General features: G+C 58.1%; 18 protein-coding genes. 10 read left to right on the forward strand and 8 right to left on the reverse strand.

The genetic code is table 11. The annotated features are described in order from the left end of the window. The first annotated feature begins 9 nt into the window (after window positions 1–9). Window positions 10–612 carry a riboflavin synthase gene (locus tag V3C19_RS04295; protein WP_130083414.1) on the forward strand — a complete coding sequence of 201 codons (603 nt, stop codon included), beginning with the start codon at window positions 10–12 and terminating at the stop codon, window positions 610–612. 28 nt (window positions 613–640) lie between these two features. On the opposite strand, the gene V3C19_RS04300 is transcribed toward V3C19_RS04295, so the two are convergent. Both V3C19_RS04300 and V3C19_RS04305 read right to left on the reverse strand, forming a co-directional pair. Next, window positions 641–1,000 carry a hypothetical protein gene (locus tag V3C19_RS04300; RefSeq protein WP_130083415.1) on the reverse strand — a complete coding sequence of 120 codons (360 nt, stop codon included), beginning with the start codon at window positions 998–1,000 and terminating at the stop codon, window positions 641–643. Then, window positions 978–1,853 (reverse strand): 50S ribosomal protein L11 methyltransferase, encoded by an 876-nt coding sequence (locus V3C19_RS04305; RefSeq protein WP_295933627.1) that lies wholly within the window; start codon window positions 1,851–1,853, stop codon window positions 978–980. Before V3C19_RS04305 ends, V3C19_RS04300 begins: the two co-directional genes overlap by 23 nt. Window positions 1,854–1,927: 74 nt before the next feature. Here V3C19_RS04305 and V3C19_RS04310 point away from each other — a divergent pair, with 74 nt between their 5' ends. Further along, window positions 1,928–2,251 carry a hypothetical protein gene (locus V3C19_RS04310; protein WP_130083417.1) on the forward strand — a complete coding sequence of 108 codons (324 nt, stop codon included), beginning with the start codon at window positions 1,928–1,930 and terminating at the stop codon, window positions 2,249–2,251. 464 nt (window positions 2,252–2,715) lie between these two features. Here the strand turns inward: V3C19_RS04310 and V3C19_RS04315 are convergent, their stop codons facing one another. Further along, complete coding sequence (locus V3C19_RS04315; protein WP_295933626.1) at window positions 2,716–4,575, reverse strand: 4-alpha-glucanotransferase; 1,860 nt, start codon at window positions 4,573–4,575, stop codon at window positions 2,716–2,718. 212 nt (window positions 4,576–4,787) lie between these two features. On the opposite strand from V3C19_RS04315, the gene V3C19_RS04320 reads away from it, so the two are divergent. Next, on the forward strand, window positions 4,788–5,405 hold the full coding sequence (locus tag V3C19_RS04320; RefSeq protein WP_295933623.1) for a hypothetical protein: 618 nt from the start codon (window positions 4,788–4,790) through the stop codon (window positions 5,403–5,405). 133 nt (window positions 5,406–5,538) lie between these two features. Here the strand turns inward: V3C19_RS04320 and rimO are convergent, their stop codons facing one another. Both rimO and V3C19_RS04330 read right to left on the reverse strand, forming a co-directional pair. Beyond that, a complete protein-coding gene (gene rimO, locus V3C19_RS04325; protein ID WP_295876526.1) occupies window positions 5,539–6,897 on the reverse strand; it encodes a 30S ribosomal protein S12 methylthiotransferase RimO in 1,359 nt (452 codons plus the stop codon). A gap of 27 nt (window positions 6,898–6,924) precedes the next feature. Next, complete coding sequence (locus V3C19_RS04330; RefSeq protein ID WP_130083421.1) at window positions 6,925–8,361, reverse strand: hypothetical protein; 1,437 nt, start codon at window positions 8,359–8,361, stop codon at window positions 6,925–6,927. Between the two features lie 220 nt (window positions 8,362–8,581). Here V3C19_RS04330 and dnaG point away from each other — a divergent pair, with 220 nt between their 5' ends. From dnaG to V3C19_RS04350, 4 genes are all read left to right on the forward strand, one after another. Then, window positions 8,582–10,390, forward strand: coding sequence for a DNA primase (gene dnaG, locus V3C19_RS04335; RefSeq protein ID WP_295933619.1), 1,809 nt, complete (start codon window positions 8,582–8,584; stop codon window positions 10,388–10,390). Between the two features lie 59 nt (window positions 10,391–10,449). Beyond that, window positions 10,450–12,510, forward strand: a complete 2,061-nt coding sequence (gene rpoD, locus V3C19_RS04340) for an RNA polymerase sigma factor RpoD (protein WP_295933616.1) — start codon at window positions 10,450–10,452, stop codon at window positions 12,508–12,510. Between the two features lie 38 nt (window positions 12,511–12,548). Further along, window positions 12,549–13,280, forward strand: coding sequence for a M15 family metallopeptidase (locus tag V3C19_RS04345; protein WP_130083424.1), 732 nt, complete (start codon window positions 12,549–12,551; stop codon window positions 13,278–13,280). Between the two features lie 93 nt (window positions 13,281–13,373). Next, window positions 13,374–14,426 (forward strand): TQO small subunit DoxD, encoded by a 1,053-nt coding sequence (locus tag V3C19_RS04350; RefSeq protein ID WP_130083425.1) that lies wholly within the window; start codon window positions 13,374–13,376, stop codon window positions 14,424–14,426. Between the two features lie 291 nt (window positions 14,427–14,717). Here V3C19_RS04350 and V3C19_RS04355 read toward each other — a convergent pair whose 3' ends face one another. The 3 genes from V3C19_RS04355 to V3C19_RS04365 form a co-directional block, all read right to left on the reverse strand. Next, complete coding sequence (locus V3C19_RS04355; RefSeq protein ID WP_149873316.1) at window positions 14,718–15,110, reverse strand: hypothetical protein; 393 nt, start codon at window positions 15,108–15,110, stop codon at window positions 14,718–14,720. 496 nt (window positions 15,111–15,606) lie between these two features. Continuing rightward, on the reverse strand, window positions 15,607–17,334 hold the full coding sequence (gene rpiB / locus V3C19_RS04360; RefSeq protein WP_345786450.1) for a ribose 5-phosphate isomerase B: 1,728 nt from the start codon (window positions 17,332–17,334) through the stop codon (window positions 15,607–15,609). A gap of 140 nt (window positions 17,335–17,474) precedes the next feature. Then, complete coding sequence (locus tag V3C19_RS04365; protein ID WP_240042235.1) at window positions 17,475–19,580, reverse strand: carboxy terminal-processing peptidase; 2,106 nt, start codon at window positions 19,578–19,580, stop codon at window positions 17,475–17,477. Window positions 19,581–20,004: 424 nt separating this feature from the next. Here V3C19_RS04365 and V3C19_RS04370 point away from each other — a divergent pair, with 424 nt between their 5' ends. From V3C19_RS04370 to V3C19_RS04380, 3 genes are all read left to right on the forward strand, one after another. Continuing rightward, window positions 20,005–20,964, forward strand: coding sequence for a phosphatidate cytidylyltransferase (locus V3C19_RS04370; protein WP_161981338.1), 960 nt, complete (start codon window positions 20,005–20,007; stop codon window positions 20,962–20,964). A 35-nt stretch (window positions 20,965–20,999) separates the two neighbouring features. Continuing rightward, on the forward strand, window positions 21,000–23,585 hold the full coding sequence (gene hrpB / locus V3C19_RS04375) for an ATP-dependent helicase HrpB (RefSeq protein ID WP_130083429.1): 2,586 nt from the start codon (window positions 21,000–21,002) through the stop codon (window positions 23,583–23,585). A 118-nt stretch (window positions 23,586–23,703) separates the two neighbouring features. Continuing rightward, a complete protein-coding gene (locus V3C19_RS04380; protein ID WP_130083430.1) occupies window positions 23,704–25,944 on the forward strand; it encodes an inorganic phosphate transporter in 2,241 nt (746 codons plus the stop codon). The last annotated feature ends 162 nt before the right edge of the window (window positions 25,945–26,106 follow it).

Consider the following 26,106-nt stretch of genomic DNA (forward strand, 5'->3'; position numbering starts at 1 on the left):
TTGACTCTTATGTTTACCGGACTTGTTGAAACAACTGGAACCGTGGTGGGGTTCACCCCCATTGACGGCGGAGCCAGGCTGACGCTGGACATCCCTTTCGGCAGTGAACTCTCCCTGGGGGATTCCGTGGCCGTGAACGGGTGCTGCCTGACAGTGGATGCCCTGGATGGGAACCGCGTCTCCTTCGACCTGCTTTCCCAGACCATCCGGGTGACCAGCTTAGGGAATCTGAAACCCGGCAGCCTGGTAAATCTGGAACGCGCCATGTCCGCCATGGACCGTTTCGGCGGCCACTTTGTGATGGGGCACGTGGACAACACCGGAACGATCACGGCGCTGGAACCCGTGGGGCAGGATCACAGGCTGGAAGTGCGCATCCCCGATGAACTGGCCCGCTACTGCATTGACAAGGGCTCCATCACCATTGACGGCATTTCCCTGACCATTGCCAATCTCAACGGAACCTTGCTGGAATTCTGGATTACCCCTCATACCTTCGGCCGCACCAACCTTCAGGACGCCGTGATCGGACAGCCCGTAAACCTGGAAGTGGACATGCTGGCCAAATACGTGGAAAAGCTGTTCACGGCCCGTGAAAGCGCAGGCATTTGATGTCCCGAAATGATGAACTGTTCCCTGTTTATACAAGCCAGCAGGTGATCATGGACAGAATAATACTGGCGGCGATCAGCATATTGACGATGAGCAGCAGCAGGTAAAAGACGCCTATGGTCTTATTCATCTTCCCGTTCCAGTAACTCCGGAAATGGTACAGGGCATGGAAATACAGCAGGAAATTGATGGCCATGTAGGAATATTCCGCGATTAGGCTCATGAAGCCGGCCAGATACAGTCCTATGATCAGGCCCGCCAGCGGATAGCTCAAAAGGCTTAATACCCACGCTCCCGTGAGCAGGTTTTTCCAGTCGCCGCTGTTTTTTCTCCCGTCGTTTTCTTTTATGGCCGTGTCCGCGGGATTATACGCGGGCCGTTGATGCACTCAGCCCTCCTTTGGCCGTCACCCATTTCCCCCGTTTGATTACTTTGTCAAACGTGAGTCCGCGGCGTTCCGCGGCCGCCTTCGTTTCCTCCCACTGGGAGGCCAGAATACCGGAAATGACCAGCACGGCATTTTGCTTCATGGCCGTGATGATGCGCGGAAAAGCCTTCTGCAGAATGGTGGAAAACAGGTTGGCGACAACCAGGTCACCCTTCTGCCCAGCCGTGGGAGTCCATTCAAACACGTCCCCCACAAACAAATCCAGCCGGGCATCGGTAATGCCGTTGCGTTCCATGTTGTGCCGGGCCACTTCAATGGCCATCGGGTCGAAGTCAAAGGCGGCGGCGCGGGCCGCCCCCAGTTCCAGCGCGGCCATGGCCAGTACGGCGGTACCGCAGCCGATGTCCGTCATGCTCCAGTCCGCCCCCTTGCGGGACTTGGCAAAGTCGCAGATGAAGCGCAGGCAGGCGGATGTGGTGGCATGGTCTCCGGTGCCGAAGGCCATTTCCGCCGGGACGCTCAGGATGCGGCGTTTGGGAAACTGCTGTTGCAGGGCTTTCAGCTTTTCGGCATCCGTTTGTTCCGTGATGAGCAGGGAATCCCTGATTTTCAGGGGAGGGCGCGGCTCCCTGTTTTGCGCTGCTACCCAGTCCTGTGTCTTGACTTCCCGGACGGACCCTCCGAAATGTTCTTTCAATATAAGGGCATCTTGTTCCGTATCGCAGTAAACGACAATTCTGATGGTTTTGCCCCCCTTGATTTGCGTAATGACGGCATTCGGATTTCCGGCAATGCGTTCGCTCCAGGCGTCTTCCCATTTGGCGGCGGACAATTTGTTCCAGCTCCAGCTCATGGTGTGAGTATGAAGACTTTTTTCTTTGGAGGCAAGAATGGATGCGGAAAGGGAAGCTGCTTGGAATTATTTTGATGAAGGCTTTCCGCATTCGGACAGGAAAGTATGATGAAGAGTCCGGTATTTTTCCTGGATTTCCTACAGAAGAAACTGCAGTTCAAAACATGATTTCTATTATGGAGCTTCATTGGCGGATTTGGAATCCGGAGTCAAGCTACGATTCTGAAGAAAAATCATTTGGACAAATTCCTCCTTGTTTTCCTCCATGCCGAATGCCCGGAAATGGCGGCATTCCGGCTTTGGCAGTGGAAACATTTCGAAGCACAGGGAAGGGAAAATGCTCCTTCGTTTTTTGCTGTCCGGGACTTTGCAAGGAGCTGATTTATTTGGTCTCATGAATTTATGGCGCTTCTGCAGGGACGGGAAGTGTATGCCGGGTCATGGAAGCCTGAAACTCTGATTCACCGGTACACGTACCTGTTTCTCCCCTTGAGAAATGCATTTCGGATTCCAAATCCGTTAAAGATCGCCCGTACGGTATTGATGTACTTTTGTTTATTCTAACGAGATCCAAAATAATGATAAAAATATTATTGATAGGCGCCCGCAGATGGATGTTCGGTTCCGCGTCCTCAGCCTCTCTTGCCTGGAATGGCGGGAAATCCGGTGTTTGGGTGCGCCGGAAACCTGATTAATACAGGGACGGGCGACGTCCTGCCTTCCTGCTTTCCGGAATCTGGCACAGCCTCTCCTAGCCTGCCGGGGCAGGCTTTCCTGGCGTTCCGGCTCAGAAGAGGACGAGCCCGCATCCTTTTTGCGTGCCGGGCGGAGCATATTTTCCGGGGTTTTTCCCGGCGTCCCGTTAAAGCGATTTGCCGTTGGGCCACATCAGCATCCGTTTCAGGAAGCGTTCGTTGTTCACGGTCACCTTCGGAAAAATGCGCTTGCTGGATGCCTTGAGTGCGTTGATGGCGTCTTCCCCCTGGAGCGGCGTGCGGTCGGAGTCGTCAATGATGGAGCGCAGCCATGCGGTCTGCGGCATGGAACAGGCTTCCACGGCCTTGAAGGGCATGCGTTCCCTCCAGTTGGTGCCTCCGGTGGTGCCGGGAATGTTCAGGCGCTTGTTGATATCGAACAGGGCGGGCCAGAGAATGGCGGAATAACGGGATTTGGAGCGGAACAGGGCGCGGTACATGGCCGTCTTGATCTCCAGGTTCCAGTAGGACATCCAGGTTTCCGGCTGCATGCCGCAGTAGTCGGCAAACCATTTCAGCAGGCGTGCGCCGTCTTCCGCTTCCTTGATGATGTGTTCCTGTTCCGGATTGGCGGGAGTTTTAGGAACGCCCCCCACCCACAGATTCAGCTTGCGGGCGCGTTCGATCTTGGCATAGCTGTCGTTCCACGTCTGCATGAGCGTTTCAAAATCATGCGTGCCGAATGCGGCGAAAGAGCATTCGTGATATTCCTTGCCCAGGATGATGGAGCCGTCCGGCTTGATCTCCCAGTGGGGAATCTTGAAGCCGGGAATATCGAGCTGGCGCATGTTCGGGCGTACGTAATCCGGCACGCAGCCCAGGTCTTCCCCCACCACGCTGACGCCGGGGGCGGCGGACAGCACAAGGCGCAGGTACAAGTCCCCGTCCGCCAGATTCATGTTGCGTTCCCACGCCTGGTCGTCGCCGCGCGGCTTGAAGGCGGGCAGGCGGCCTCCGGTTCTTTCGGCGGCCTGCTCCCGTGTCAGGGGCAGGAAAACGTCGTTCTCCGTGGGTTTCCACGGGAAGGCGTAAATGCGGTAAAAGCCCAGGATGTGGTCGATCCTGTACATGCTGAAAATCTTGGTGCAGTACTTCACCCTGCGGCGCCACCAGGCGAAATTGTCCTGGGCCATCACGTCCCACTTGTACAGGGGAATGCCCCAGTTCTGGCCCCATTTGGCCGTAAACGGGTCCGCGGCATAATTGCCTTCCGCCGGAGCGCCGCCGCACCAGTCCGTGTTGAACAGATGGCGCTCAAAGAAAACGTCGGAACTGGACAGGGAAACGCCGATGGGAATATCCCCCATCAGCTTCACGTTGCGTTCATCCGCATAAATCCGGATGAATTCCCACTGCTTCTCGCAGAGCCATTGAAGCCAGCGGGAGAAATCCTTCTCTTCCTCGTAGTCGGCGGCAATGGCCTTGGCGCGCGCCGGGTCCTGTTCCGGCCAGTGCCACCAGATCGCCGTGCCGAACAGGTCGCAGAGCACCTGGAAGCACACGAAGTCTTCCAGCCAGCTTCCCTGTTCCTTCACCCATTCCCGGAACTTGGGCATGATGCCCGCATATTCCGGCTTGGTCCGGAAATTGTGCCATGCGCCGCGCAGAATCCACATCTTCCAGGAGCGGACCTTGGGGTAGTCCACCAGGTCCGGGCCGGAAGGCTGTTCCCAGGGCGGCGTGTCTCCCGTCTCGTTAAAGACGCGTTCTTCCAGGCCGGGTACGGTCCAGGGTTCCAGGGAAAGGTACAGGGGTTCCAGCGCAATGGAACTGATGGCGGAATAGGGGGAGGGGCATTCGTCCCGTCCCAAGGCATTGACGGGCAGCAACTGAAGAAATCCCACATGAGCGTCCGCCGCCCAGTCTATCCACTGGCGCAGGGCCGTCAGATCCCCGATGCCGTGGTCATTATTGCGGCGCAGGGAAAACAAAGGCAGAACGACGCCGGCTAGTCTCTTTTCATCCATAGCAGATTTTCTGGTGCGAGCCCTCATCCGCCGTGGAACATGGTTCGGAGACAGGCTGGAAAAGAAAGTAGCATTCCAAAGGGGAAAGCGGCAAGTCTAATGCGCATGCATACGCCCTGATGTGTGGCAGTGCCATGAGCGGCTTATGAAGGAGGGTGGAACATGAAATTTCTGCTTTTCTAGGACGGGGACTGTGATTATGATGCAGGACAATGAAACTTGCATTGCTTCCTTCCGCCCTGTTGCTGGTGCTGGCATCCTGCAGTACGAACAAGCACGTGAATCCGTGGGAACGCCAGAGTTCCGCCCTTGACCCGGTAGGCATTACATCCAAGAAAATGGCGGCGAAGGCCAATGCGGAACAGGCCGTTTACAAGCCGGGGGATTCCATCACCTTCAAGAAAGAAAAGCTGGTGGTTTTTGAACAGAATCCTGAAAGCAGCTTCTCCACCAGTGGAAAGGTCATGAACGGGGCGGCTTCCGCGAAAGTTCTTGTTTGCGGTGAACTGTTCGCCAAGGTGGAATTTGAGGACGGGCGGCAGGGCTATGTAAGTCTTTCGGAAATCGTCAATCCGCAGGAAGCCGTGGGATTCTTCCCCGTTTCCGGTACCGATATGTTCGGCCAGGACGGCGGACTGCTGCCGCTGCCTGCCAATACGGGCGCCGTTAGTCCGGAAGCCGCGGCCGCTTCCCGGGAACTGGATTTGAATACTTCCCTTGTCCCCGTCCAGCCGGGAGCTCCCGGTTCCCTGGCACCCGCCGTCATTCCCCAGCCGTCGCCTGCTCCTGTGGAAAACGTGCCGCTGCCCGAATCCAGCGTGAAGCAGTGACGCTTCTTTGGGCAGAGATGGAACATTCAGAGACTGACTGCTGAAGATTGCGGGAAGCCGCAGTATTTGGAAAAAGCGGCTTTCAGCCTTTAGTATTTAGTCTTCAATATTTGAATCCAGCCGCCTTGTACGGTTATTCCGCCGTCAGCTCATAGGCCACGGCGTCCGTCACCGTGACCGTTGCAAATTCGCCCACGGGCAGTGTGAGGGGGACGGAAACGGTTCCGTCAATGTCCGGGGCGTCCCACTCTGTTCTGGCCGTGCCGGGAGCATCTACCAAAACCCGGATTTGCCGGCCGATCTGCTTTTGCCCGATCTCCGAGGCAATGCGCGTGAGAAGCATGGTTGCCTCATTGTAGCGGCGCGCTTTCGTGCGGTGATGGACTTGGTCGGGCATGTTGTAGGCCCTGGTTCCCTCTTCCCTTGAAAAGGTGAAAATGCCGGCGCGTTCAAAGCGGAATTCCTCGATGAACTCCATCAGTTCCTGATGGTCGTCTTCCGTCTCTCCAGGGAAGCCGGTGATGAAAGTGGTGCGGATGGCGATGCCCGGCACGGCCTTCCGGATGTCCCTGAGAAGGTTGCGGATGTAGTCCCCGTCCGTCACGCGCTGCATGGCGCTGAGCATGTTGTCGGAAATATGCTGGAGGGGAATGTCCACGTACCGGGCCACCTTCGGGCTTTCCGCGATGGCGGCTGTCAGCTCGTCGCTCCAGTGGGCGGGGTGGGTGTAAAGCAGGCGGATCCAGAATTCCCCTTCAATCGCATTCAGGGCGCGGATCAGGGAGGCCAGGGATTCCCCGCGGGAGGAATCCACCGCGCTGCGGCGGTTCGGGCGCGCGTCCGTCCACTTGTCCATGCCGTAGTACGTGATATCCTGGGCAATAAGGTTGATTTCTTTCACGCCGGCCCTGACCAGGGCTTCCGCCTCACGCACCACGTCCTCCTGGGAGCGGCTGCGGTGGCGTCCGCGGATCATCGGAATAATGCAGTAGGCGCATCCGTGGTTGCAGCCTTCCGCTATCTTGATATAGGCGCTGTGGGGAGGCGTCAGGCGGTAGCGCGGCGTTTCCCAGTCCGGAACGTACTTGCATTTGCCTTCCACGAAATTCTTGTTCCGCACGGTCCGGTTCATCACTTCCGTGATAATCTCCGGCAGGCGGGTGATCTGGTCCGGGCCGATGAACGCGTCCACCTCCGGCAGCAGGGCGGGAAGTTCCTTGTGGAAACGCTGGGACAGGCATCCCGCCACAATCAGCTTCTGGTTTTCCGGATAGGTTCCGCTTTCCCTGGCGCGCACCACGTCCAGAATGGCGTCTATGGCTTCCTGCTTGGCCTGGTCGATGAACGCGCAGGTATTGACCACCATCACGTCCGCCAGTTCCGCGTCCGGCGTCATCGTCATGCCCGCCTTCTGCAGGTGGCCGATCATGATTTCGGAATCGATCAAATTCTTGGGACAACCCAGGGAAATGAGTCCAACGGTGAGAGACATGGCAGTAGTGGAAAAGAGTGATGCGGATTATTCCCCGGCGGGGGATTCGTCCCTGACGACGACGAGGTCGAACGGACGTATGTCCACGACGCGCACAGGGGTACCCTTAATCAGTATGCCTTGTCGAGAGAAAACCTCGCATATTTCGCCATTGATCATGGCCTTGCCGTTGGGCTTCAGTTCCGTGACGGCGTTCCCCCGGTCTCCGACCTGGACGCGCGTAATGCTCACGGCCTCCCCGGCGGGGCCGCCGCTTACGGTGGCGTTGGTCACGCGGCGCATCAGCACGGAATCAGGCAGGTACTTCATCAAGATGGTGATGACAATGGCGCCGCCCGTCAAGCCCAGCACCAGCTTCAGCAGGGGAACGCCCAGGACCAGGGCGACGGTGTTGAAGTCTTCCCACTGGCCTCCGCGGATGACGTTGTCCCATTCCCAGGAACTGATCATGCCGCCGAACAGCGCCAGGAAGATGCAGATGCCGCCCGCAATGGCGGCGATGAACGTGCCGGGAATGACGAAAAATTCCACGCACAGCAGAATGACCCCCAGCACGAGCAGGGCGGCCGTTTCGTATCCGGCCAGGTTTCCGGCGATGTTGTTGCCGAAAAAGAACAGGGCGAACGCGGCAATGGCCACGATGCCCCCGATGCCGAATCCCGGCGTCTTGAACTCCATGTAAATGCCGCCGATGCCCAGCAGAATCAGGAGGGGGGAGGCCCACGCAATCCACAGGCCGATCTTTTCAAAGGCGGTAGGCACTGCCGTGACCACGGGGGCGTCCACTTTCTCCTGCGCCAGCAGGTCCGCCACGGAGGTGGCCGTTCCCTGCGCCAGCAGGGGCTTTCCGTCATCCAGCCGGGTGGCGGCCTCCTTGCCCGTCAGGGTCAGCAGGGCTCCCTTCTCCAGCTTGACGGGGCCGAACTCCTGCACCTCTTCGGACGGAATCATCATGGCTTTGATCACTTCCGGGCGGTATCCCTTCTCCGTCACTACGGAACGCGTGAAGGCCCAGAAGGCGCTCTCCGCCTTCTTGCGCATCACGGGGTCCATCTCCTCCCCGGAGGAAGTGATGATGCCCGCCGCCCCGATGGAGGAAACGGGAGCCATGTAAATCTTGTCGCACGCCGCGGAAATGAGGGCCCCCGCGGACATTGCCTTGGGGTTCACGTAGGCATAAGTGGGGATGGTCAGCGGCTGGATGCTCTTCATCATCATCTCGCTGGTTTCCCAGGCCAGGCCGCCGGGCGTGTTCATCTCAAACACCACGGCGCGGGCCTGTTCCTTCTGCGCCCGTTCCAGAATGCGGGTCATGAAGCCGAAGCTCTGCTTGCTGGTCAGGGCGTCCTCCCCCACGGGAATGAGGACAACCTTGTCGCGGAAAGATTCTTCCGCGGCCGCCCGGAACGGAGCGCCCGCAAACAAAGCCAGAAAAGCCAGCAACAGGAGGTGGATGTGCTTCATGGTAAAATGCTATCACGGCGGGTCTTTTTTCTCAATGGGGAAATGCATCCTCCCTGCCATGATGGCTGCGTTGGAAATGGCGGCTTCCGGAAACCGGGTGAGGGTCCGGTTTTAAAGGGACGCAGTCTGAAGCTTGGGATGATTCAAGCGCCTGATGGAAGGAGCTTCTCTTCTGTCTCCTTGTATCAAGCCGGTTCTTGTGATAGTCTGGGCGGGCCGTATGGGAAGGATTGATGAAGACAGCATCAGGCGCGTTCTGGAAGCCACTGACATTGTGGATGTGGTAGGCTCCTATCTGTCCCTGAAGCGCGCCGGGTCCCGCTGGAAGGCGTGCTGTCCGTTCCATAATGAAAAAACGCCGTCCTTCATCGTGGACCAGACCAGGCAGAACTTCAAATGCTTCGGCTGTGGGGAAGGGGGGTCCGCGATCACCTTCGTGATGAAGATGGAAAACCTGGGCTTTGCGGACACTGTCCGGCGTCTGGCGGAAAAGGCTGGCATTACCCTGGTGGAGGAGGTGTATGACGCCGCTGAGGAAAAACGCCGCAAGGCGCGCACGGCTTTGCTGGTAGCCCACAAAAAGGCGGCGGATTTTTTTCACAAGCTGCTCCTGCGCTCCCCAAAAGCGGCGGAAGCCAGGGCCTACCTGAATTCCCGCGGCTACGGCGCGGAGATGGCCAAACGCTGGCAGGTGGGCTGGGCCCCGGATTCCTCCCGCGAGTTCCTGGCATGGGCGAGGAAGGAAGGAATTGCGGACCAGGTGCTGATTGACTCCGGCCTTGCCAACCGGGGGGAACGCGGGGATATCTACGCCCGTTTCCGGGACAGGCTCATGTTCCCCATCAACAACGTGTACGGAGAGTGCGTGGCCTTTTCCGGCCGCCTTCTGAGGCCCCAGGAGAATGCAGGCAAATATGTCAACTCCCCTGAAACGGCCATCTTTAAGAAAGGGGACGTCGTGTTCGCTCTGGACAAGGCCCGCGGTCCGATGGGCAAAAGCGGAAAGGCCCTCCTGTGCGAAGGGCAGATCGACGTCATCGCCTGCCATGAAGCCGGGCTGTCTTTTGCCGTCGCTCCGCTGGGAACGGCATTTACGCCGGAGCATGCCCGGACGCTTTCCCGTTATGCGTCCCAAATTGTGCTGTGTTTTGACGCGGACAAGGCGGGAATGGCCGCGGCGGACCGCGCCTTCCGGGAACTGGCCCCTCTGGGCAAGGATGTTTATCTGGTGAACCTGCCGCCGGGAGACGACCCGGATTCCTTCATGAAGAGGGAAGGGCGGGAATCTTTCACGGCGATGGTGGAACAAGCCAGGCCCTTCTTCGAGGTGCGCGTGGAGCGTGCCAAAAGCCAGGGCCTGCTGGAAGACGCAGGAGCCAGCGCCTCCTTTGCACGGGACATGACAGCCCTGCTGGCCTGCATGAGCGATCCGGTGGCCCGTGACCTGGCCACGACGGACCTCGCCACGCGGATGCGCATGACCATCGGCAATTTGCGCAGCGCCGTGAAGACGGCCGGACGCCGCAAGGAGCGCGAACAAGTGCGTGCCGCGGACCGGGCCGGGGAAGCTGCCGGAAATGTGCCGGAAGAATTGCCGCCCGTAAAGATGAACCGCGCCGTGGCCGTTTTATGCGAACTGGCCCTGCAGAATGCGCAGGCGCAGGAGCTGATCGTGGACCGCATTGAAGAATTGCTGGAGCCGATGCGCCTGCTGCCGGGCGGGGGCATCCTGAAAAAAATCCTGGCCCGCATGCCGAAACCGGACAATCCGGCCTCCATCCACGCGTTTCTGGAATCCCTGCCTCAGCCGGAGAAGGACGCCCTGGCCATGCTCAGTCTGGACCCCATCCCCATTGCGGACGTAAGCCGGTGCGTGCAGGAGGCCTGTTCCGGCATCGCAAAGGCGGCACTGGAAAAGCACATTGCCTCCCTGATGGCGGAAATTGCGGACCCCTCCACGGATGCTGCAAGAAGGGTGGAATTATCGAAACTTAGTGTTGACTTGAAACGTCTTTTGGGTACAATGTAACGCCTCGATACCTGCGGGTATTGATATAATGGTGAATTGTGCCCTCTTCCTTTCAAGATATGTCCAAATCCGGTGACCCATCCTCCTCTTCTCCCAAGAAGACCTCTGCCAGCAAAAAAGCTTCCGAAACCAGGGAAAAAGTAGCGGCCAAACCTGCCGCCAAAGCTTCCAAACCCGCCCCGAAGGCGGCTCCCGCCAAAAAAACTGCTGCCAAGCCATCCGCTCCTGCGGCTGCTAAAAAGGCGGCGCCAGCGGCTAAATCCACGGCCAAGGCTCCCAAGGCGGTGCCTGCTGCTTCCGCCGCCAAACCCGTGGAAAAGAAGGCCCCGGCCAAAAAGGCCGCTCCCGTTCCTGCCAAGAAGGCCCACGCAAAGGCGGCAGAAAAGAAGCCGGCGAAACCTGCCAAACCCGCGTCCAAGCCTTCCAAGAATGAAACTCCCAAAAAATTGAGTGAAATTCTGGAAGAGGAACGCAAGAAGGCTGCCAGCCGCAAGATCACGAACCCGATTGACGCCCCGGAAATTCAGGAGAAAATCCGTGAACTCATCAAGCTTGCCAAGGAACAGGGATACCTGACTTTTGACGACATCAACGATTCTCTTCCGAACGACATCGTAGACCAGCAGGATTACGAGGCCATCATGGACCGCCTGCGCAGCATGGCATTCGACATCATCGACGCTTCCGACGTGGACAGCTACACGGACCGCACCCGCATCAACACGGAGGAAGAGGATGAAGAGGAAAAGCTGGAAGCCAAGATGGACATTCTGGACGACCCCGTCCGCATGTACCTCAAGCAGATGGGGCAGGTCTCCCTGCTCACCCGTGAAGAGGAAGTGGCCATCTCCAAGAGGATTGAGGACGCGGAACAGAACGTCCAGCGCTCCGTCCACCGCTTCGGTTTCATTGCCAACGCCTATCTAGATGTGGCCTACCGCCTGCTTGACAATGAGGAACGCTTTGACCGCGTGATTCTGGACAAGAAGATCGACTCGCGGGAACGCTACATGAAGGGCCTGGCCCAGCTTTGCGCCCAGATCCAGCAGACGCACCAGGACGCCTCAAGCGCCTTCCGCAAGCTGTACCGCAGCAAGGAAGCGGCCAAGGCCGTCAAGGCCCGCCAGGCTGAATTCGACAAAATCACCGGCGTTCTGGTGAAGCTGTTCGGCCGCCTGTACTTCAAGCACAAGGTGATTGAAGACTTCTGCTCCGTGATTGACGAAGCCCGCGACCGCGTGCTGCGCCTGCAGAAAAAGATTGAAAAAGACCCCGGCAACAAGGAACTCAAGGAGCACCTTGCGGAACTGGAACTGCGCATGTGGATGACGGCGGATGAAATGGGCGAAGCCTACCAGGAACTCAGGAAATGGCTCCGCGAGGCCCGCAAGGCCAAGGATGAAATGGTAGAAGCCAACTTGCGCCTGGTCATCTCCATTGCCAAAAAATACACCAACCGCGGCCTCTCCTTCCTGGACCTGATTCAGGAGGGCAACATGGGCCTCATGAAGGCGGTGGAAAAATTCGAATACCGCCGCGGCTATAAATTCTCCACATACGCCACCTGGTGGATCCGCCAGGCCATTACCCGTTCCATTGCTGACCAGGCCCGCACCATCCGCATTCCCGTGCACATGATTGAAACCATCAACAAATTGATGCGCGTTCAAAAGCAGCTGGTGCAGGAATACGGGCGCGAACCTACGCCGGAGGAAATCGCGGAGGAAATCCACCTTCCCGTGGAGCGCGTGCGCTCCGTGCTGAAAATGGCCCAGCAGCCCATTTCCCTCCAGGCTCCGGTGGGCGATTCCGATGACACCTCCTTCGGTGACTTCATTGAAGACAAGGCGGCGGAAAATCCCATGGAGGAAGCCTCCTTCTCCTTCCTGAAAGAAAAAATCAAGGATGTGCTGGACACCCTCACGGATCGCGAACGAGAAGTCATCGAACAGCGTTTCGGCCTCCGGGACGGCAGTCCCCGCACGCTGGAGGAAGTAGGACGCCAGTTCAGCGTCACCCGCGAACGCATCCGCCAGATTGAAGCCAAGGCCTTGCGGAAGCTGCGCCACCCCACGCGCATCAGCAAGATCAAGGGCTTCCTGGAAATGACGGAATCCTGACCGGATTTGCGCCACATGCCGTGCTAGGCTCACGGGTCATGAAGACCCGCCTGGCCGCGGCATGCGGCATTTTTATTTTATTGGCTTCCTGCTCAGGGAGCAAGGAATTCAAGCCTGAATTCAACCAGCCTTTGCAGCCCGTGATGCAGCCGGGCTTTGTTTATGTGGACCAGGTGGCCCCCCTTGTGAGGAGCAACCTCAAATACGCCGGATATGACAACTTTGTGGGGCGTCCGCTGGACGGCTACCACGGCAAGCGGGCCATTCTGCGCACCCAAGCGGCCCAGGCATTGAAAAAAGTATCGGAAGACTTGTACAAACAGGGGTATCTGCTGGAAATCTACGACGCCTACCGCCCCCATACCGCCGTGCTGGACATTTGCAAATGGGGCAGGGATGCCGAGGACCAGAAGATGAAGGCGCGCTATTACCCGAACATTGACAAGTCCAGAGTCTTCGGCGACCACTACGTGCGCGACTTCTCGGAACATTCCCGCGGTGTGGCCGTGGATGCCACCCTGCTGTATGCTAAAACAGGAAAGCCCGTGGACATGGGCGGCCATCATGACCTGCTGGACCCCAGCTCCGCCACGGAAAGCCCCCTGGTGACCCCGTTCCAGCACCGGAACCGGATGATTCTGAAAAAGGCATTTGAGAAACAGGGCTTTGCCAACTATTCCCCGGAATGGTGGCACTACCGTCTGCTGAATGAACCTGCGCCCTCCCTGCATTATTACTTCCCGGTATGGGACGGCATGGCCGCGCGGTAGGCACGGACACTTCCGCTGTCACGGACGCGCATTTTATCCTTTGATTTTTTTCCGGTGGAAATAGGATAACGAAATACTGTAAAATTTGACCAGATGAAAGAAGAACGTTTCCATGATTCCTCCCTCCGGCCTGAGGCCTACCGCTGGGCCGCGGTGATAGCCCTTCCTCTTCGCCTGGTGGTGGGCTGGACGTATTTCTCCGCTTTCTGGCGCCGCCTGGTTCTGGAAAACAAGTTGATTCCGGATGATCCGGGATACATTGGCGTTAAATTCAACCATTTTCTTCCCAATGCGCTGGGCATCAAGCCGGTCATTGAATATCTGGTGACGCATCCGTCCGAACTCTGGTGGTTTATGGCGGCGTTTACCATCATTGAATGCCTGGTAGGGCTGATGCTCATGCTGGGGCTGCTGACGCGTCTGGCGGCCGTAGGAGTTTTCTCCCTGGCGCTGGGGATTCTGCTGGGTTCCGGGTGGCTGGGAACCACCTGCCTGGATGAATGGCAGATAGGCATTCTGGGGATGTGCGCCGGACTTCTCCTCTTCCTGACGGGGGGCGGTTCCTGTTCTCTGGACGGCAGGCTTTCCAAGCTTCCGTGCTGCTCGCGCCGTTCCTCCCTGTTTGCCTGGGTAGCTTCCGGTCCGTTGCCGCTGGAGTACGGAAAGCTGGCGAAGATTTCCATTTGGTCCGCCGTGTTCATGATGTTCGTCACTCTGGGAACCAACCAGTTTTTCCATGGCGGGGTCTGGGGGCCGCTCCATAACAAATCCGTGAAGCCCCTGCTGGAAGTCAGCGGGGCCTCCCTCTCCGGGGATGGCCTGCGCTTCAACATATACCGCACGGAGGGCGTGGACACCTACGGTTCCTTCCTGGTCCGCATCCGGCTGACAGACGGCCAGGGAAACACCCTGTGGAGGATGGAGGCGGACGAGCTTTCCGCCATCCCTCCTTCCGCTATTGAAAATAGTTATATCGCGCGGATCAAGCCGGGAGCTTTCGGTTTGGTTATACCGCTGGGGGCGAAGGCCGGCGTAACGCTTCCCGTCACGTTGCCCGTGGTTCCGGCAGGTCCGGTCTCCATCGTGCTGACGGATGTGAGCGGCAAGGAGTGGTCCGCTCAGGTCCGAAAGGCCGGTGGTGCATGAGGCCGCCCCGGAAGAAGGAGAAAGGCACAATAAGGATAAGAACCCCCGTGGGGAAAATTTTTCCGGACGATAAGCGTGTATGATTTCTTCAAGAACAAGCAATACAGTTTCTTCGCCAAGCCCGAAGGATGGAATGACATGCCCATTCATCCGAAAGTCCCTTGAATAAGCAATAAATTATCCTTGGGGTAAATTCGACAGGACGGACTGTTTAAGTCCGGCCTGTTTTTATTAACGGTTTTCTTGAGAATCCATTGATAAGACATCCTCCCAATGAACCGGAAATATCCGTTAATCCCATTTTTCCGTAAATTCTTTCCATTCCTTTTCCAGATCCTCATTCTTCACGCCGTTCAGGTGCTCGTTTCCTTTTTGTGTGAAAGATATTTGTGCCTGGGGAATCGTAAACGGAAAATAATGGCTGATCGTCGTCGTTCCTACCTTTTGCCACTTGGTACTTTCCAGCACGACGGTTAGCCCTTTTTCGTCCAGCAGGATTCCTTTTTTGGGAAAATCTGTCCAGACTGCATACTTGGCAATGGGAACCATCCTTCCCTGTGCGTTTCTTTTTACGCACCAGAACGTATAGCAAAGCACGCCCGATGCCGTCTCGTCGTAAATAACAGCCAAGGAGCGGTCATCATTCCAGACAATGGGTTTTGATGAAATATCTTGAAATACCATGGAACAAAAATCCATGTCCGGTAGGAAATCATCTTTAGGGTCTTTTACAGGCGGAGGCGTGGACGGGGCGCTTTCTTCGCTGCTTCCGTTCATGGGGCACAGCATGGCTGTTCCCGCAAGCAAGTATATTACCAGGCTTTTCATCGTATCTTATATAAAATTGTTTTTCTGGATAAACCATTATCCCGTATTAGATACGATAAATGATTGGGAAGCAAGGTTATTTCCCGCTTCACGGAAATTCGTCGGAAGAAGCCTCATCCCCTTTAGCAGGAATCGCTGCCTGCTAATAATCAATAGGGGATCCAATTTCAACAGCTACGAATTCAAGGCCTTTCGACGTTAGAAGAGACTCTGGCCGTTCCGTGATGAATCGAATGTTCCGGTCGCTGGAAGCTGTTTAGCTGTCCGTATGGAATTTTCATGATTCAGACCCTAAAAAAGCCGTTCCGCCGGAGAGGCGGAACGGCTGGAAAGCATGTTGGGACACAGGGGGTTAGTGGGACAGGCGGAAGTTGCGGTTGAAGGCGGAAACTTCCTTCTTGAGCTGGTTAAAGCCTTCCGGGTTGGGGCAAACCTGTTCGCCCACGTGCAGGGCCAGCGCCCGCGCGATGAATTCCGCCACTTGTTCCACGTCTTTTTCCTTCATGCCGCGGGTGGTTACGGCGGGAGTGCCGATGCGGATGCCGGAGGGCTTCATGGGGGAGCCCGTGTCAAACGGGATGGCGTTCTTGTTCACGGTGATGCCCACGCGGTCCAGGGCTTCCTGAGCGTCTGCGCCGTTGATTCCCTTATTGCGGAGGTCCACCATGAATACGTGGTTGTCCGTACCGTTGGAAACGACGCGGAAGCCCAGTTCCATCATTTTTTTGGACATGGCCCGGGCGTTTTTCACGACTTGGGCGGCGTAGTCCTTGAATTCCGGTTTCAGGGCTTCGCCAAAGCAGGCGGCCTTGGCGGCAATGACATGCATGAGCGGTCCGCCCTGCATGCCGGGGAAGACGGCGGCGTCAATCTTTTTGGCGTATTCCTCCTTGCAGATGATGAAGCCGCCGCGGGGGCCGCGCAGGGACTTGTGCGTGGTGGATGCCACAAAGTCCGCATGGGGAACCGGGTTGGGGTGTTGTCCCCCCGCCACAAGACCGGCTATGTGGGCCATGTCAACAAAGAGATAGGCCCCGCAGGCTCTGGCGATTTTCGCCATGCGTTCAAAATCGATCGTGCGGGAATAGGCGCTGGCGCCGGCCGTGATCATGTTGGGCTTCACTTCCATGGCCAGTTTTTCCAAGGCATCATAATCAATGGCTTCCGATTCCTGGGAGACCCCGTAATGCACGACGTTGTACAGCTTGCCGGAGAAGTTGGCGCGGTGGCCGTGGGTAAGGTGGCCGCCGTGGGAAAGATCCATGGTCAGGATAGTGTCCCCGGGCTTCAGGACGGAAAAGTAAACGGCCATGTTTGCCTGGGAGCCGGAATGGGGCTGCACGTTGGCGTGCTCTCCGCCGAAGAGCTTCAGCACGCGGTCAATGGCGAGCTGTTCCACCTTGTCCACCACTTCGCAGCCGCCGTACCAGCGCTTGCCGGGATAGCCTTCCGCGTATTTGTTGGTCAGCAGGGAACCCTGGGCTTCCCGCACGGAGGGGGAGGCGAAGTTTTCCGAGGCGATCAGTTCAATGTTGTTGCTCTGGCGGCGGCCTTCTTCTTCAATGAAGGCGGCCAGTTCCGGATCGCTCCATTGCAGGGGACTGCCGGAGGATTTGATGACGCGGCGTTCGTGGCGGCCGCCTTCGAAGTCGGCGTGCAGCCAGGCATCCAGTACGTCTTCCACGCTTTCATTGTCCACGTAGGCGGAAGCCAGGCAGAGCAGGTTGGAATTGTTGTGCTGGCGGGAAAGGGCCGCGGCGGGAGCCGTGCGGCAAAGGGCGGCCCGCACGCCTACCCAGCGGTTGGCGGCAATGCTCATGCCGATGCCGGAGCGGCAGATCAGGATGCCGCGTTCATTGGTACCGTCAGCAATGCTGCTTGCGACCGCATTGGCATAGTCGGAATAATCGCAGGAATTCTTGGTTTCCGTACCCATGTCGGTCACTTCATGACCCCATGCCTTGAGGAGTTCTACTATGGTTTCCTTGAGGTCGACTCCGGCGTGGTCGGAGCCGATGGCAATTTTAAATGTCGTATTCATGATGGTGCATATTGCTGGCGGGAAAATATTCTGCCTCATTTCTTTCCGGCTGGCAAGTCCGGGATGAAGAATTGAATCATTCCAATTTGAAGCTTCCGGAATCGCCGTTTAAATAACAAAAGGCGCCCCGGCTTCTGGCGGAAACCGGGGCGCTTTTCAAAGAGCAGGGAGTCTCTCCCTTATTTTGCAGGAGTTTGCTGTTTCAGCATGTCCTGGACAATGTTGATGCCTTCCCGGAGTTCGGGATCAAGGCCGGAGGGATATTCCGGGGAGTCGTCCAGTTCCGCCGTGGGGTCTTCCGCCACGTGCATGAACTGTTCATTGTCCTTTTCAGGATTGGCCAGGGGCAGTTCCGGCGCGTTGATGTCGTCCAGTGTGAGGCGGTAGATTTTGTACTTTGCGGCGTCGTCCTTGGCCATCTGCGCAAAGCGGGTTTTCCGCTCTTGGTTGATGGATTTGCGGCGTTCTTCCAGGGAGGCGTTTTCCTGTTCGCGGACCTTTTTGTTCAGGGATAGCTTGTTGTCCTTGATGCGCTGCTTCATCATGGCTATGTCTTCCTTGGCGATCTGGAGGTCGCGGTCCTTTGCTACGCGTTCGGCACTGGCTGCTTTCAGGGCGGGGAGGATGCCGGCGATGGCGGAGTCCTTCTTGTAATTGTGGCAGGGGGGGATCTGGTCGTAGGGCATGGCGTAGTCCAGGATTTCCTCTCCCAGTTCAAAGGCAGCCGTGGCGGTGGGCAGTTGAATGTCGCTTTCCACGCCCTTCAGCTGCGTGGAACCGCCCGGCACCCGGTAGAACTTTTGCGTAGTGACTTTCAGCAGGCCGGCCCGGTCCCTGGCGGAGAAGTAGGGCAGGTACTGTCCGATGTCCACTGGCTGCTGCACGGTTCCCTTGCCGAAGGTGGAGGTGTCCCCCACAATGACGGCGCGGCCGTAGTCCTGAAGGGCGGCGGCGAGAATTTCCGAGGCGGAGGCGCTGAGCTTGTTGATCAGCACTACAATGGGGCCCTTGAAGAGTTTTTCACGATTGTTGGCGGTTTTCACATCCACGTTGCCGCGGGTGTCCTTGATCTGTACCACGGGGCCGCGCCCGGTGAAAAATCCGGTCATCAGGCGCACTTCTTCCAGAGAGCCGCCGCCGTTGTTGCGGAGGTCGATCACGAGGCCGTCCACTTTTTCCTTGTTCATCCGTTCCAGGAGTTTTTTGACGTCTGCGGCGCAGCGGCGGTCGCCGCCGTCCATATCCGCGTAAAAGGAGGGAAGGCTCAGCACGCCGATGCGGTTCTGGCCGTCCGGGGCACCGTTCAGTTCAATGATTTCCGCTTTGGCCAGTTCATCTTTCAACGGCACCTTGGAGCGGGTCAGCGTGATGATCTTGGCCTGGCCGGGAGCGTCCGCCGGTTCCACCTTCAGGCGGATCTGGGAGTTTTCCGAGCCGCGGATCATATCCACCACCTTGTCCAGCTTCATGAACAGGATATCCACCATCTCTCCGGTGTTGTTGGAGTCAATGGCCACGATGCGGTCGTTGAGCTTGAGTTCTCCGGACTTGTCCGCCGGACCTCCCACAACGATTCCGTTGATTTTCGTGGAGCCGTCATCCTCGCCGCCCAGCAGGGCTCCGATGCCGGTGAGCTCCGGACTCATGGAGATCTTGAAGCGGTCCACTTGGCGGGCTCCCATGTAGTCCGTGTGTGGGTCATAGGTCAGGGCTACCGCGCTCAGCAGGGTTTCCGCCACGTCTTCCAGATCCGTTTCCTGAATGTTGCGCTGAATGCGCTCATAGCGCATGAGTAGCTTTTCTTCCACAGGCTTTTCATTGGCCAGCGGATCAGGCTTGTTCTGTTCCTTGGCCAGGCGCGCCACGGTTTCTCGGCGCAGGGTCTCGGACAGGAGCTGTTCCTCCACCAAGTCCTTCCAGACCTGCTGCATTTCCGCTTCATCCTTGGGCCAGGAGTCGATCTTGCGGCGGGAGCGTTCAATGGTCTTGTCCTGCGTGAACGTAAAGCCGCCCTGTTTCAGCAGGTCGCGCGCATAGGCAATGCGCTGCATGGCGCGCTGGCGGTACAGGGCGTGCATGGCCTTGGCCGCGTCCATCATCTGTCCGGACATCAGGTAGTCGTCCAGTTCCTTTCCGTATTTCTTCTTCAGGGCGTCCACATCCTGCTGGGTGAAGAAAATCTTGCTGGGGTCGACCTTGCGCAGATAGGTTTCCAGAAACTTGTTGGAAAGATCGTCGCTGAATTCCTTGCGGGAAAAGTGGAAGTTTTGGAGCAGAAGGGACATCTGCTTGCCAACCTGGTTGAAATCGGTGGCCGCTGAGGCGCAGGAAGTTATGGCTGCCGCGGCAAGGGCCGAAAACGCTGTAAGTCTGATCCAACGGAATGAGTGCGTGTTCATGGGGGAAAAATGGTGCGTAATCCCTCCATTCCCGGAGGGATGTATTGCTGGGTTGTAAGTGTTACTGATTTGCGTGTGAATGTCTATCTCATAAAACGTCCACATGACGCTATTTTTGACGGCATTCCCGGAAGCCTTTTAAAATTGGGAAAATGGGACTCTTTCTTACATGCGGAAAAATATAGGGGGGGGAAAACTGCGTTTTCCGCCTGCGGCGGCCCCTCCGTGCGGCAGCTTTCCGGAAGAAGCCTCTACGCTGAGCCAATTCAGTATTGAGGTCAGAGGCGTTTTCTGTACACTTTGCGCGAGTATGACCACACCACCCCGGGAAAATGCCCCTGCCGGAAGCAAAATGCGCGTGCTGTTCCAGCGTTTGTTCAGCACCTTTGTCCTGCTGGGCCTGCTGGCCGGCGCCCTGGTCTGGAACCGTGAAGCCGGCTATTACGGGCTGGTGTGCATCTTCTGCATCCTGACCGCGTGGGAATGGCGCCACATGCTCATCCGGTCCGGCAAGGCGGGACAGGCTCGCTTGAGTTTCCTTTTCGGGACGGCTTATCCGGTGCTGTTGTCCGTGGCGTGTTTTTTCAACAAATTCCGTCTCACGATGCGGGATGAATTCAGAATGATGCCGGACCCCCTGCTGCTGGTTGTGGCGGCTCCGGTGATTCTGGTTGTGGTGGCGTTCATCCGGGAGATGAACCGCCCCATCGTCGGGAGCCGCGCGCTCCGCTCCGTCGCTACAACGCTGCTGTCTTTCATTTACCCCGGCTGGCTGTTCGCCTTCGCTATTCCCGCCATCCATCTGGGCTATCTGGAGGCGGGGGCTGAGTCTCCGCGCATTGTGATGATGGTGCTGTGGGTGATCCTGGTGACGAAAATGACCGACATTTTCGCCTACGTCAGCGGGTTGCTGCTGGGGGGTAAATTCTTCACCAAAAAATTAATTCCCCATATCAGTCCCAAAAAAACTTGGGAGGGTATCATCGGCTCCTGGCTGCTGACGAATGCCGCGGGGATAGTCCTGGTATTCCCAATGTTCGGCGCGACGTCGCTTTCTCCGGCATCCGTCCTGATGCTGGTTCTGGGCATTACCCTCATTTTTATTCTGGCCGTTTATGGCGATTTGGCGGGTTCCCTGGTCAAGCGCAGCCTGTCCGTGAAGGATTCTGGCTCCCTGCTTCCGGGCATAGGCGGCCTCTTCGATCTCATTGACAGTCCGTCTTTCACCGTTCCGTTCCTGTGTATTCTGATGATGACGGTAGTGTATTGAGCGGAAGAGCCGGACAAGAAAAAACGTCAAGCCGCATGCCTGGTACGTCTCTTCCTATTGAGGAAATCCGCGGGGAATTTCTAAAAGCCCTTAAAGGAGCGTCTCCCCGCATTTTGCTGAAGGCGCCTACGGGTTCTGGAAAGTCCACCGGAATTCCTCCGATGATGGATGATGCGGGGCTAGGGGGAAACGGCCTCATCGTCGTCGTCCAGCCGCGCCGGATGGCGGCACGCCTGCTGGCCCGGCACGTCGCCAGGCTGCGCGGCGTGGAACTGGGACGGGAAGTAGGGTACATGGTCCGTTTTGAGCGGCACATATCCTCCCGTACCCGTATTGCGTACGTGACGGACGGCGTGCTGGAACGCTGGCTGACGGACCGCCCCGGCCTGGAAGGGGTGAGCGCGGTGGTTTTTGACGAATTCCATGAACGGAGCCTTTCCGGGGACTTGTCCCTGGGGCGTGTGCTGGACCTGCAGGAAGGGCCGCGGCCGGACCTTGCCGTGGTGGTGATGTCCGCCACGCTGGAAATGTCCGGCCTGAGAGAATACATGGGGGAATCCTGCCGGGAGCTGGAAGCCTGCGGACGGCAGTACCCGGTGGAAATCACGTACCGTCCTGCCCGTCCAGTCAGCGACGGCCGGGGGAGGGTGGCGCCACCGTCCGTCTGGGACCAGGCCGCGGAAGCTGTCCGTGAGGCGGTGAAGGATGCCGCTTGCGGAGACATTCTCCTGTTCATGCCGGGCGTTTACGAAATCCGGCGCACAGTGGAACTGCTGGAGGGAAAACCGTGGCTGGGGGGCCGGGACATTTTCCCCCTGTACGGGGCATTGAGTCCGGAACAGCAGAACCGCGCGGTGGAAAAGGGAGGGCGGCCGCGCGTCATCGTCTCTACGAATGTGGCGGAAACTTCCCTGACGATCGAGGGGGTGAGGACCGTCATTGACACCGGATGGGTGCGCCAGTCCGGATGGGACCCGTACCGGGGCATGGACACCCTGCACCTGGTCAGGATTTCAAAGGCGTCCGCCGCCCAGCGCGCGGGCCGTGCGGGCCGCGTGGCGGAAGGCCGCTGCTTCCGGCTCTGGAGTGAGGCCGAACAGGCGAAGAAGGCGGAATTCGACCCTCCGGAGTGTTTCCGGGTGGACTTGTCCGGAGCCGTTTTGAACCTGTGTTCCTGGGGTGTGGCGGACCCGGAGGAATTCCGCTGGCTGGACAGGCCGGACCCTCTGGTTCTTCAGCGGGCGCGCCATCTCCTTGCCTCCTTGGGAGCCGTGGACGGGGAGGGACGCCTGACGGAGACGGGCAGGAGGATGACGGCGTTTCCGCTGCCGCCACGGCTGGGCCGCCTGATCGTGGCCGGGCAGGATGAACGGTGCGCGGTGGAACTGGCCGCCATTGCGGCGTTGATGCAGGGGGAAGGCGTGGAAGCGAAGGGCGGCCTGAACGATGATCTGCGGGATTCCGGCGACTATACGGACTTTCAGGCGGAATGGCGCGCCGTGGGGAAGGCCCTGGATTCCCATTTTGATGCAGGAGCATGCGGCCGCCTGGGCATTTCCGCCCGCGGTGCGCGGGAAGTGTGGATGGCTTACCGGCAGTTGCTGTCCATCGGCAGCCGCGGGTATTCACGGGAGGTGCCGGAGCCGGATTTCCTGGCGGCGCGTTCTTCCGTCGTCCGGGCATTAATGGAAGGGTTTGCGGATCATGTAGGCGTCCGGAACGGCGTGGCGGCCAGCACGTGCCGCATGGCGGGCGGCGCGGGCGGCAGGCTGTCCGAAGGCAGCGTGGCCTTACGCGGCCTGCACTTTGTGGCCGCGGAAATGGCAGAACTGTCCGGAAAGGCGGTGGAAACCCGCATAGGCCGCTGCACGCTCATCACCCCGGAAGAATTGCGCGCCGTATGGCCGGAACGTTTTTCCGGCGGGGAGGCGGCCGTTTTTGACTCTGGCCTGCGCCGCGTTCGCTTGCACCAGCGCCTGATGTATGAAGACCTGGTGCTGGAAGACCGCGACCGCGGGGATGCCCCTGCGGAACTGGCCGCTCCCATTCTGGCGGAAAAAGTGGTGGACGGCACCTTGAAGCTGGTAAAGTGGGACCACGCCGTGGAGCAGTGGATACGCCGTCTGAACGGCCTGAGCCGCTGGATGCCGGAGCTGGAACTGCCCCTGTTCGGGGAAGAAGACAAGCTGGTGGCCATCGCCATGGTCTGTGAAGGCGCCGTGGGATACAAGGATATCAAGGAGCGGGAGATCATGCCCGTCCTCCGGGACTGGCTTTCCGGCTGGCAGGCGAAGGCACTGGACGACTACGCCCCGGTTAGCCTCAAGCTCCCCAACGGGCAGCATGCCAAGGTCCGGTATGAGGAGGATTCCACGCCGGTAATCGGCCTGACGGTGCAGAGATTGTTTGGCGTGGCGGAATCCCCCCGCATTGCCCGCGGAGCCGTAACCGTGAAAGTGGAAGTTCTGGCCCCCAGCCAGAGGCCGTGGCAGGTGACCGGCTCCCTGGAAAGTTTCTGGCGCAACGGCTACGGCCAGATGAAAAAGGATCTGGCCGGACGTTATCCCCGGCACTGCTGGCCGGACCCCTCCGAATTGGACTTTCTGCGTCCCTCCCGCTGACGGGACGGGAAGGGTGAATTTTCTGTAACAAAACAGTGGCAAAATCTCCCTTTTCCGTGTAAAGAGGCGGTGGTGCAGCTCGCGGACGCCCTCCGCCCACCATACACAAGAGACAGTTATGGACTCAATTTACTGGATTATTATCGTAGCCCTGCTGCTTCTGGCGGCATTTGACTTGATCAATGGCGTCGCGAATGACGCCGTCAACTTCCTCAACTCCGCCATCGGCTCCAAGGCCGCCCCCGTCAGGGCAATCCTGGCCGTGGCCTCCATTGGCGTCCTGGTGGGCGCGTGCTTTTCCGGAGGCATGATGGAAGTGGCCCGCAACGGCATCTTCCATCCCAACATGTTCAGCTACCATGAAGTGATGCTGCTGTTCCTGGGGGTGATGATCAGCGAGGTGATTCTTCTGGACACGTTCAACACGTTCGGCCTGCCCACCTCCACCACGGTTTCCCTGGTATTCGGCATTCTCGGCTCCGCCGTAGCTACGGCCCTTTTCAAAATTTCCAAACTCCACATGACGGAAACGGTGTGGGACTTCATCAATACGGACAAGGCGTTTGAAATCGTCACCGGCATCCTTCTTTCTGTAGCCATCGCCTTTACGGTGGGTACCATCGTCATGTGGATTTCCCGCCTGGCGTTCACCTTCAAGTACCAGTCCCGTTTCAAGTGGTTCGGCTGCTTCTGGTGCGGCATTGCCATGACGGCTATCGCGTACTTTGCCATCTTTAAGGGGTTGAAGGAATCCACCCTGCTGGACCGCGGCATGATTGCCTACATTGACCAGAACCTGGGGCTGGCGGTTCTGGTCGCCTTCGCAGGCTTCTCCCTGCTCATGTTCCTGCTTCAGCACCTGTTCATGACCAATATTCTGCGTCTGACCGTCCTGGCGGGGACCTTTTCCCTGGCCCTGGCGTTTGCGGGCAATGACCTGGTGAACTTCATCGGTGTTTTCATGGGGGGGCTGGATTCCTTCCAGTACGCCCGGGGCGTCGTGGCGGACGGCGGAAGCACGGCCTCCATCACCGCCATGGAATGCCTGATGCCCGGCAAGGGCGGTCCCGTGAACCATTACATCCTTTTTGCGGCGGGCTGCATGATGATTTTTGCGCTGTGGTTTTCCAAAAAGGCCAAAACGGTTATTGCCACCGGCGTGGAGCTTTCCCGGCAGGGGGAGGGCGGCATTGAGCGCTTCGGTTCCGTGCCTCCGGCCCGCGCCATTGTGCGCAGTGCCATCGCCTTGGGGCGCGGCGTGAAAAAACTCATTCCCGCCCGCATGCTGGTGCGCATGAACCACCAGTGGGACCCGGCTCCCCAGCCACTGAATCCCAAGGACCGCGTGGCGTTTGACTTGATACGCGCCACCGTGAACCTGACCGTGGCTTCCCTGCTGATCGCCTGGGCTACCGGCAAGCAGCTTCCACTCTCCACCACGTATGTGACGTTCATGGTAGCCATGGGGTCCTCCCTGGCGGACAAGGCATGGGGAAGGGAGAGCGCCGTTTACCGGGTTACCGGCGTGCTTACGGTCATTTCCGGCTGGTTCATGACGGGACTGGCCGCCTTCACTCTGGCTGCCATCATGGCTACGGTGCTGCATTACGGGCAGATATATGCCATCTTCGGCCTGCTGGCGCTGGTGGCCGTTATCTTGGTGAAATCCACCGTCATGCACCGCAAGCGGGAAAACAAGCTTTCCACCGAACGGTTTGACCAGATCACGGAGGAAAACATTCTGGACGTGTGCAGCCACCAGATCGTGGACAGTACACTCAAGCTCCGGGAAATATACAACGACACCGTGGAAAATTTTTTCCAGGGGGACCGCAAGGCCCTCAAGGAACTGGCAGAAGCCGCGGAACGTCTGGCGCTCACCAGCAGCGAGCACCACAAGTACGACATTCTTCCCATTCTCTACAAGATGCAGTCCCGCTCCCTGGACATGGGTTATCACTTTGTCCAGGCCTTGGAGCATTTGAATGAAGCCACGCAGAGCCTGGCCCAGTTCTCCGAATCCATCTTCACTTATGTGGACAATAACCATACGCCCTTCACCATTGACCAGGTGAGCGACTTGAAGGAAGTCCACACGGCCCTGATGAAACTTCTGGACGAATATTGCAAAATGCTCCAGACGGGAACCTACATTCAGTTCGACTACACGATGGTGGCGCAGGAGCAACTGCTCCAGCTTGTGGCCAAAGCCACCAAGCGACAGATCAAGAGAACCCAGCGCAATCAGACGCGAACGCGTTCTTCCCTGCTGTATCTGAATATGCTCAATGAAATGAGATTCATGGCGGTTCAGGTGCGCGCCCTGACAAATGACGAGAGGAATTTCGTGGCGGCGTAAACGGAATATTCGGGATGGGAACGGGTCTTCCTTATTTTCTTCAGGAAAGGGGTGGAGAGTCTTGAACCCTTCTTTCCCGGTTATTTCTACAGGAAAGGATCGTTCAGTGGCAGGGATCGCGGAAACTCCCTCCTATTTTAAACAGCATTGATTTTACAGGTA

The organism is Akkermansia sp. AE01SA01, from assembly GCF_036417395.1.
Lineage (GTDB): Bacteria > Verrucomicrobiota > Verrucomicrobiia > Verrucomicrobiales > Akkermansiaceae > Akkermansia.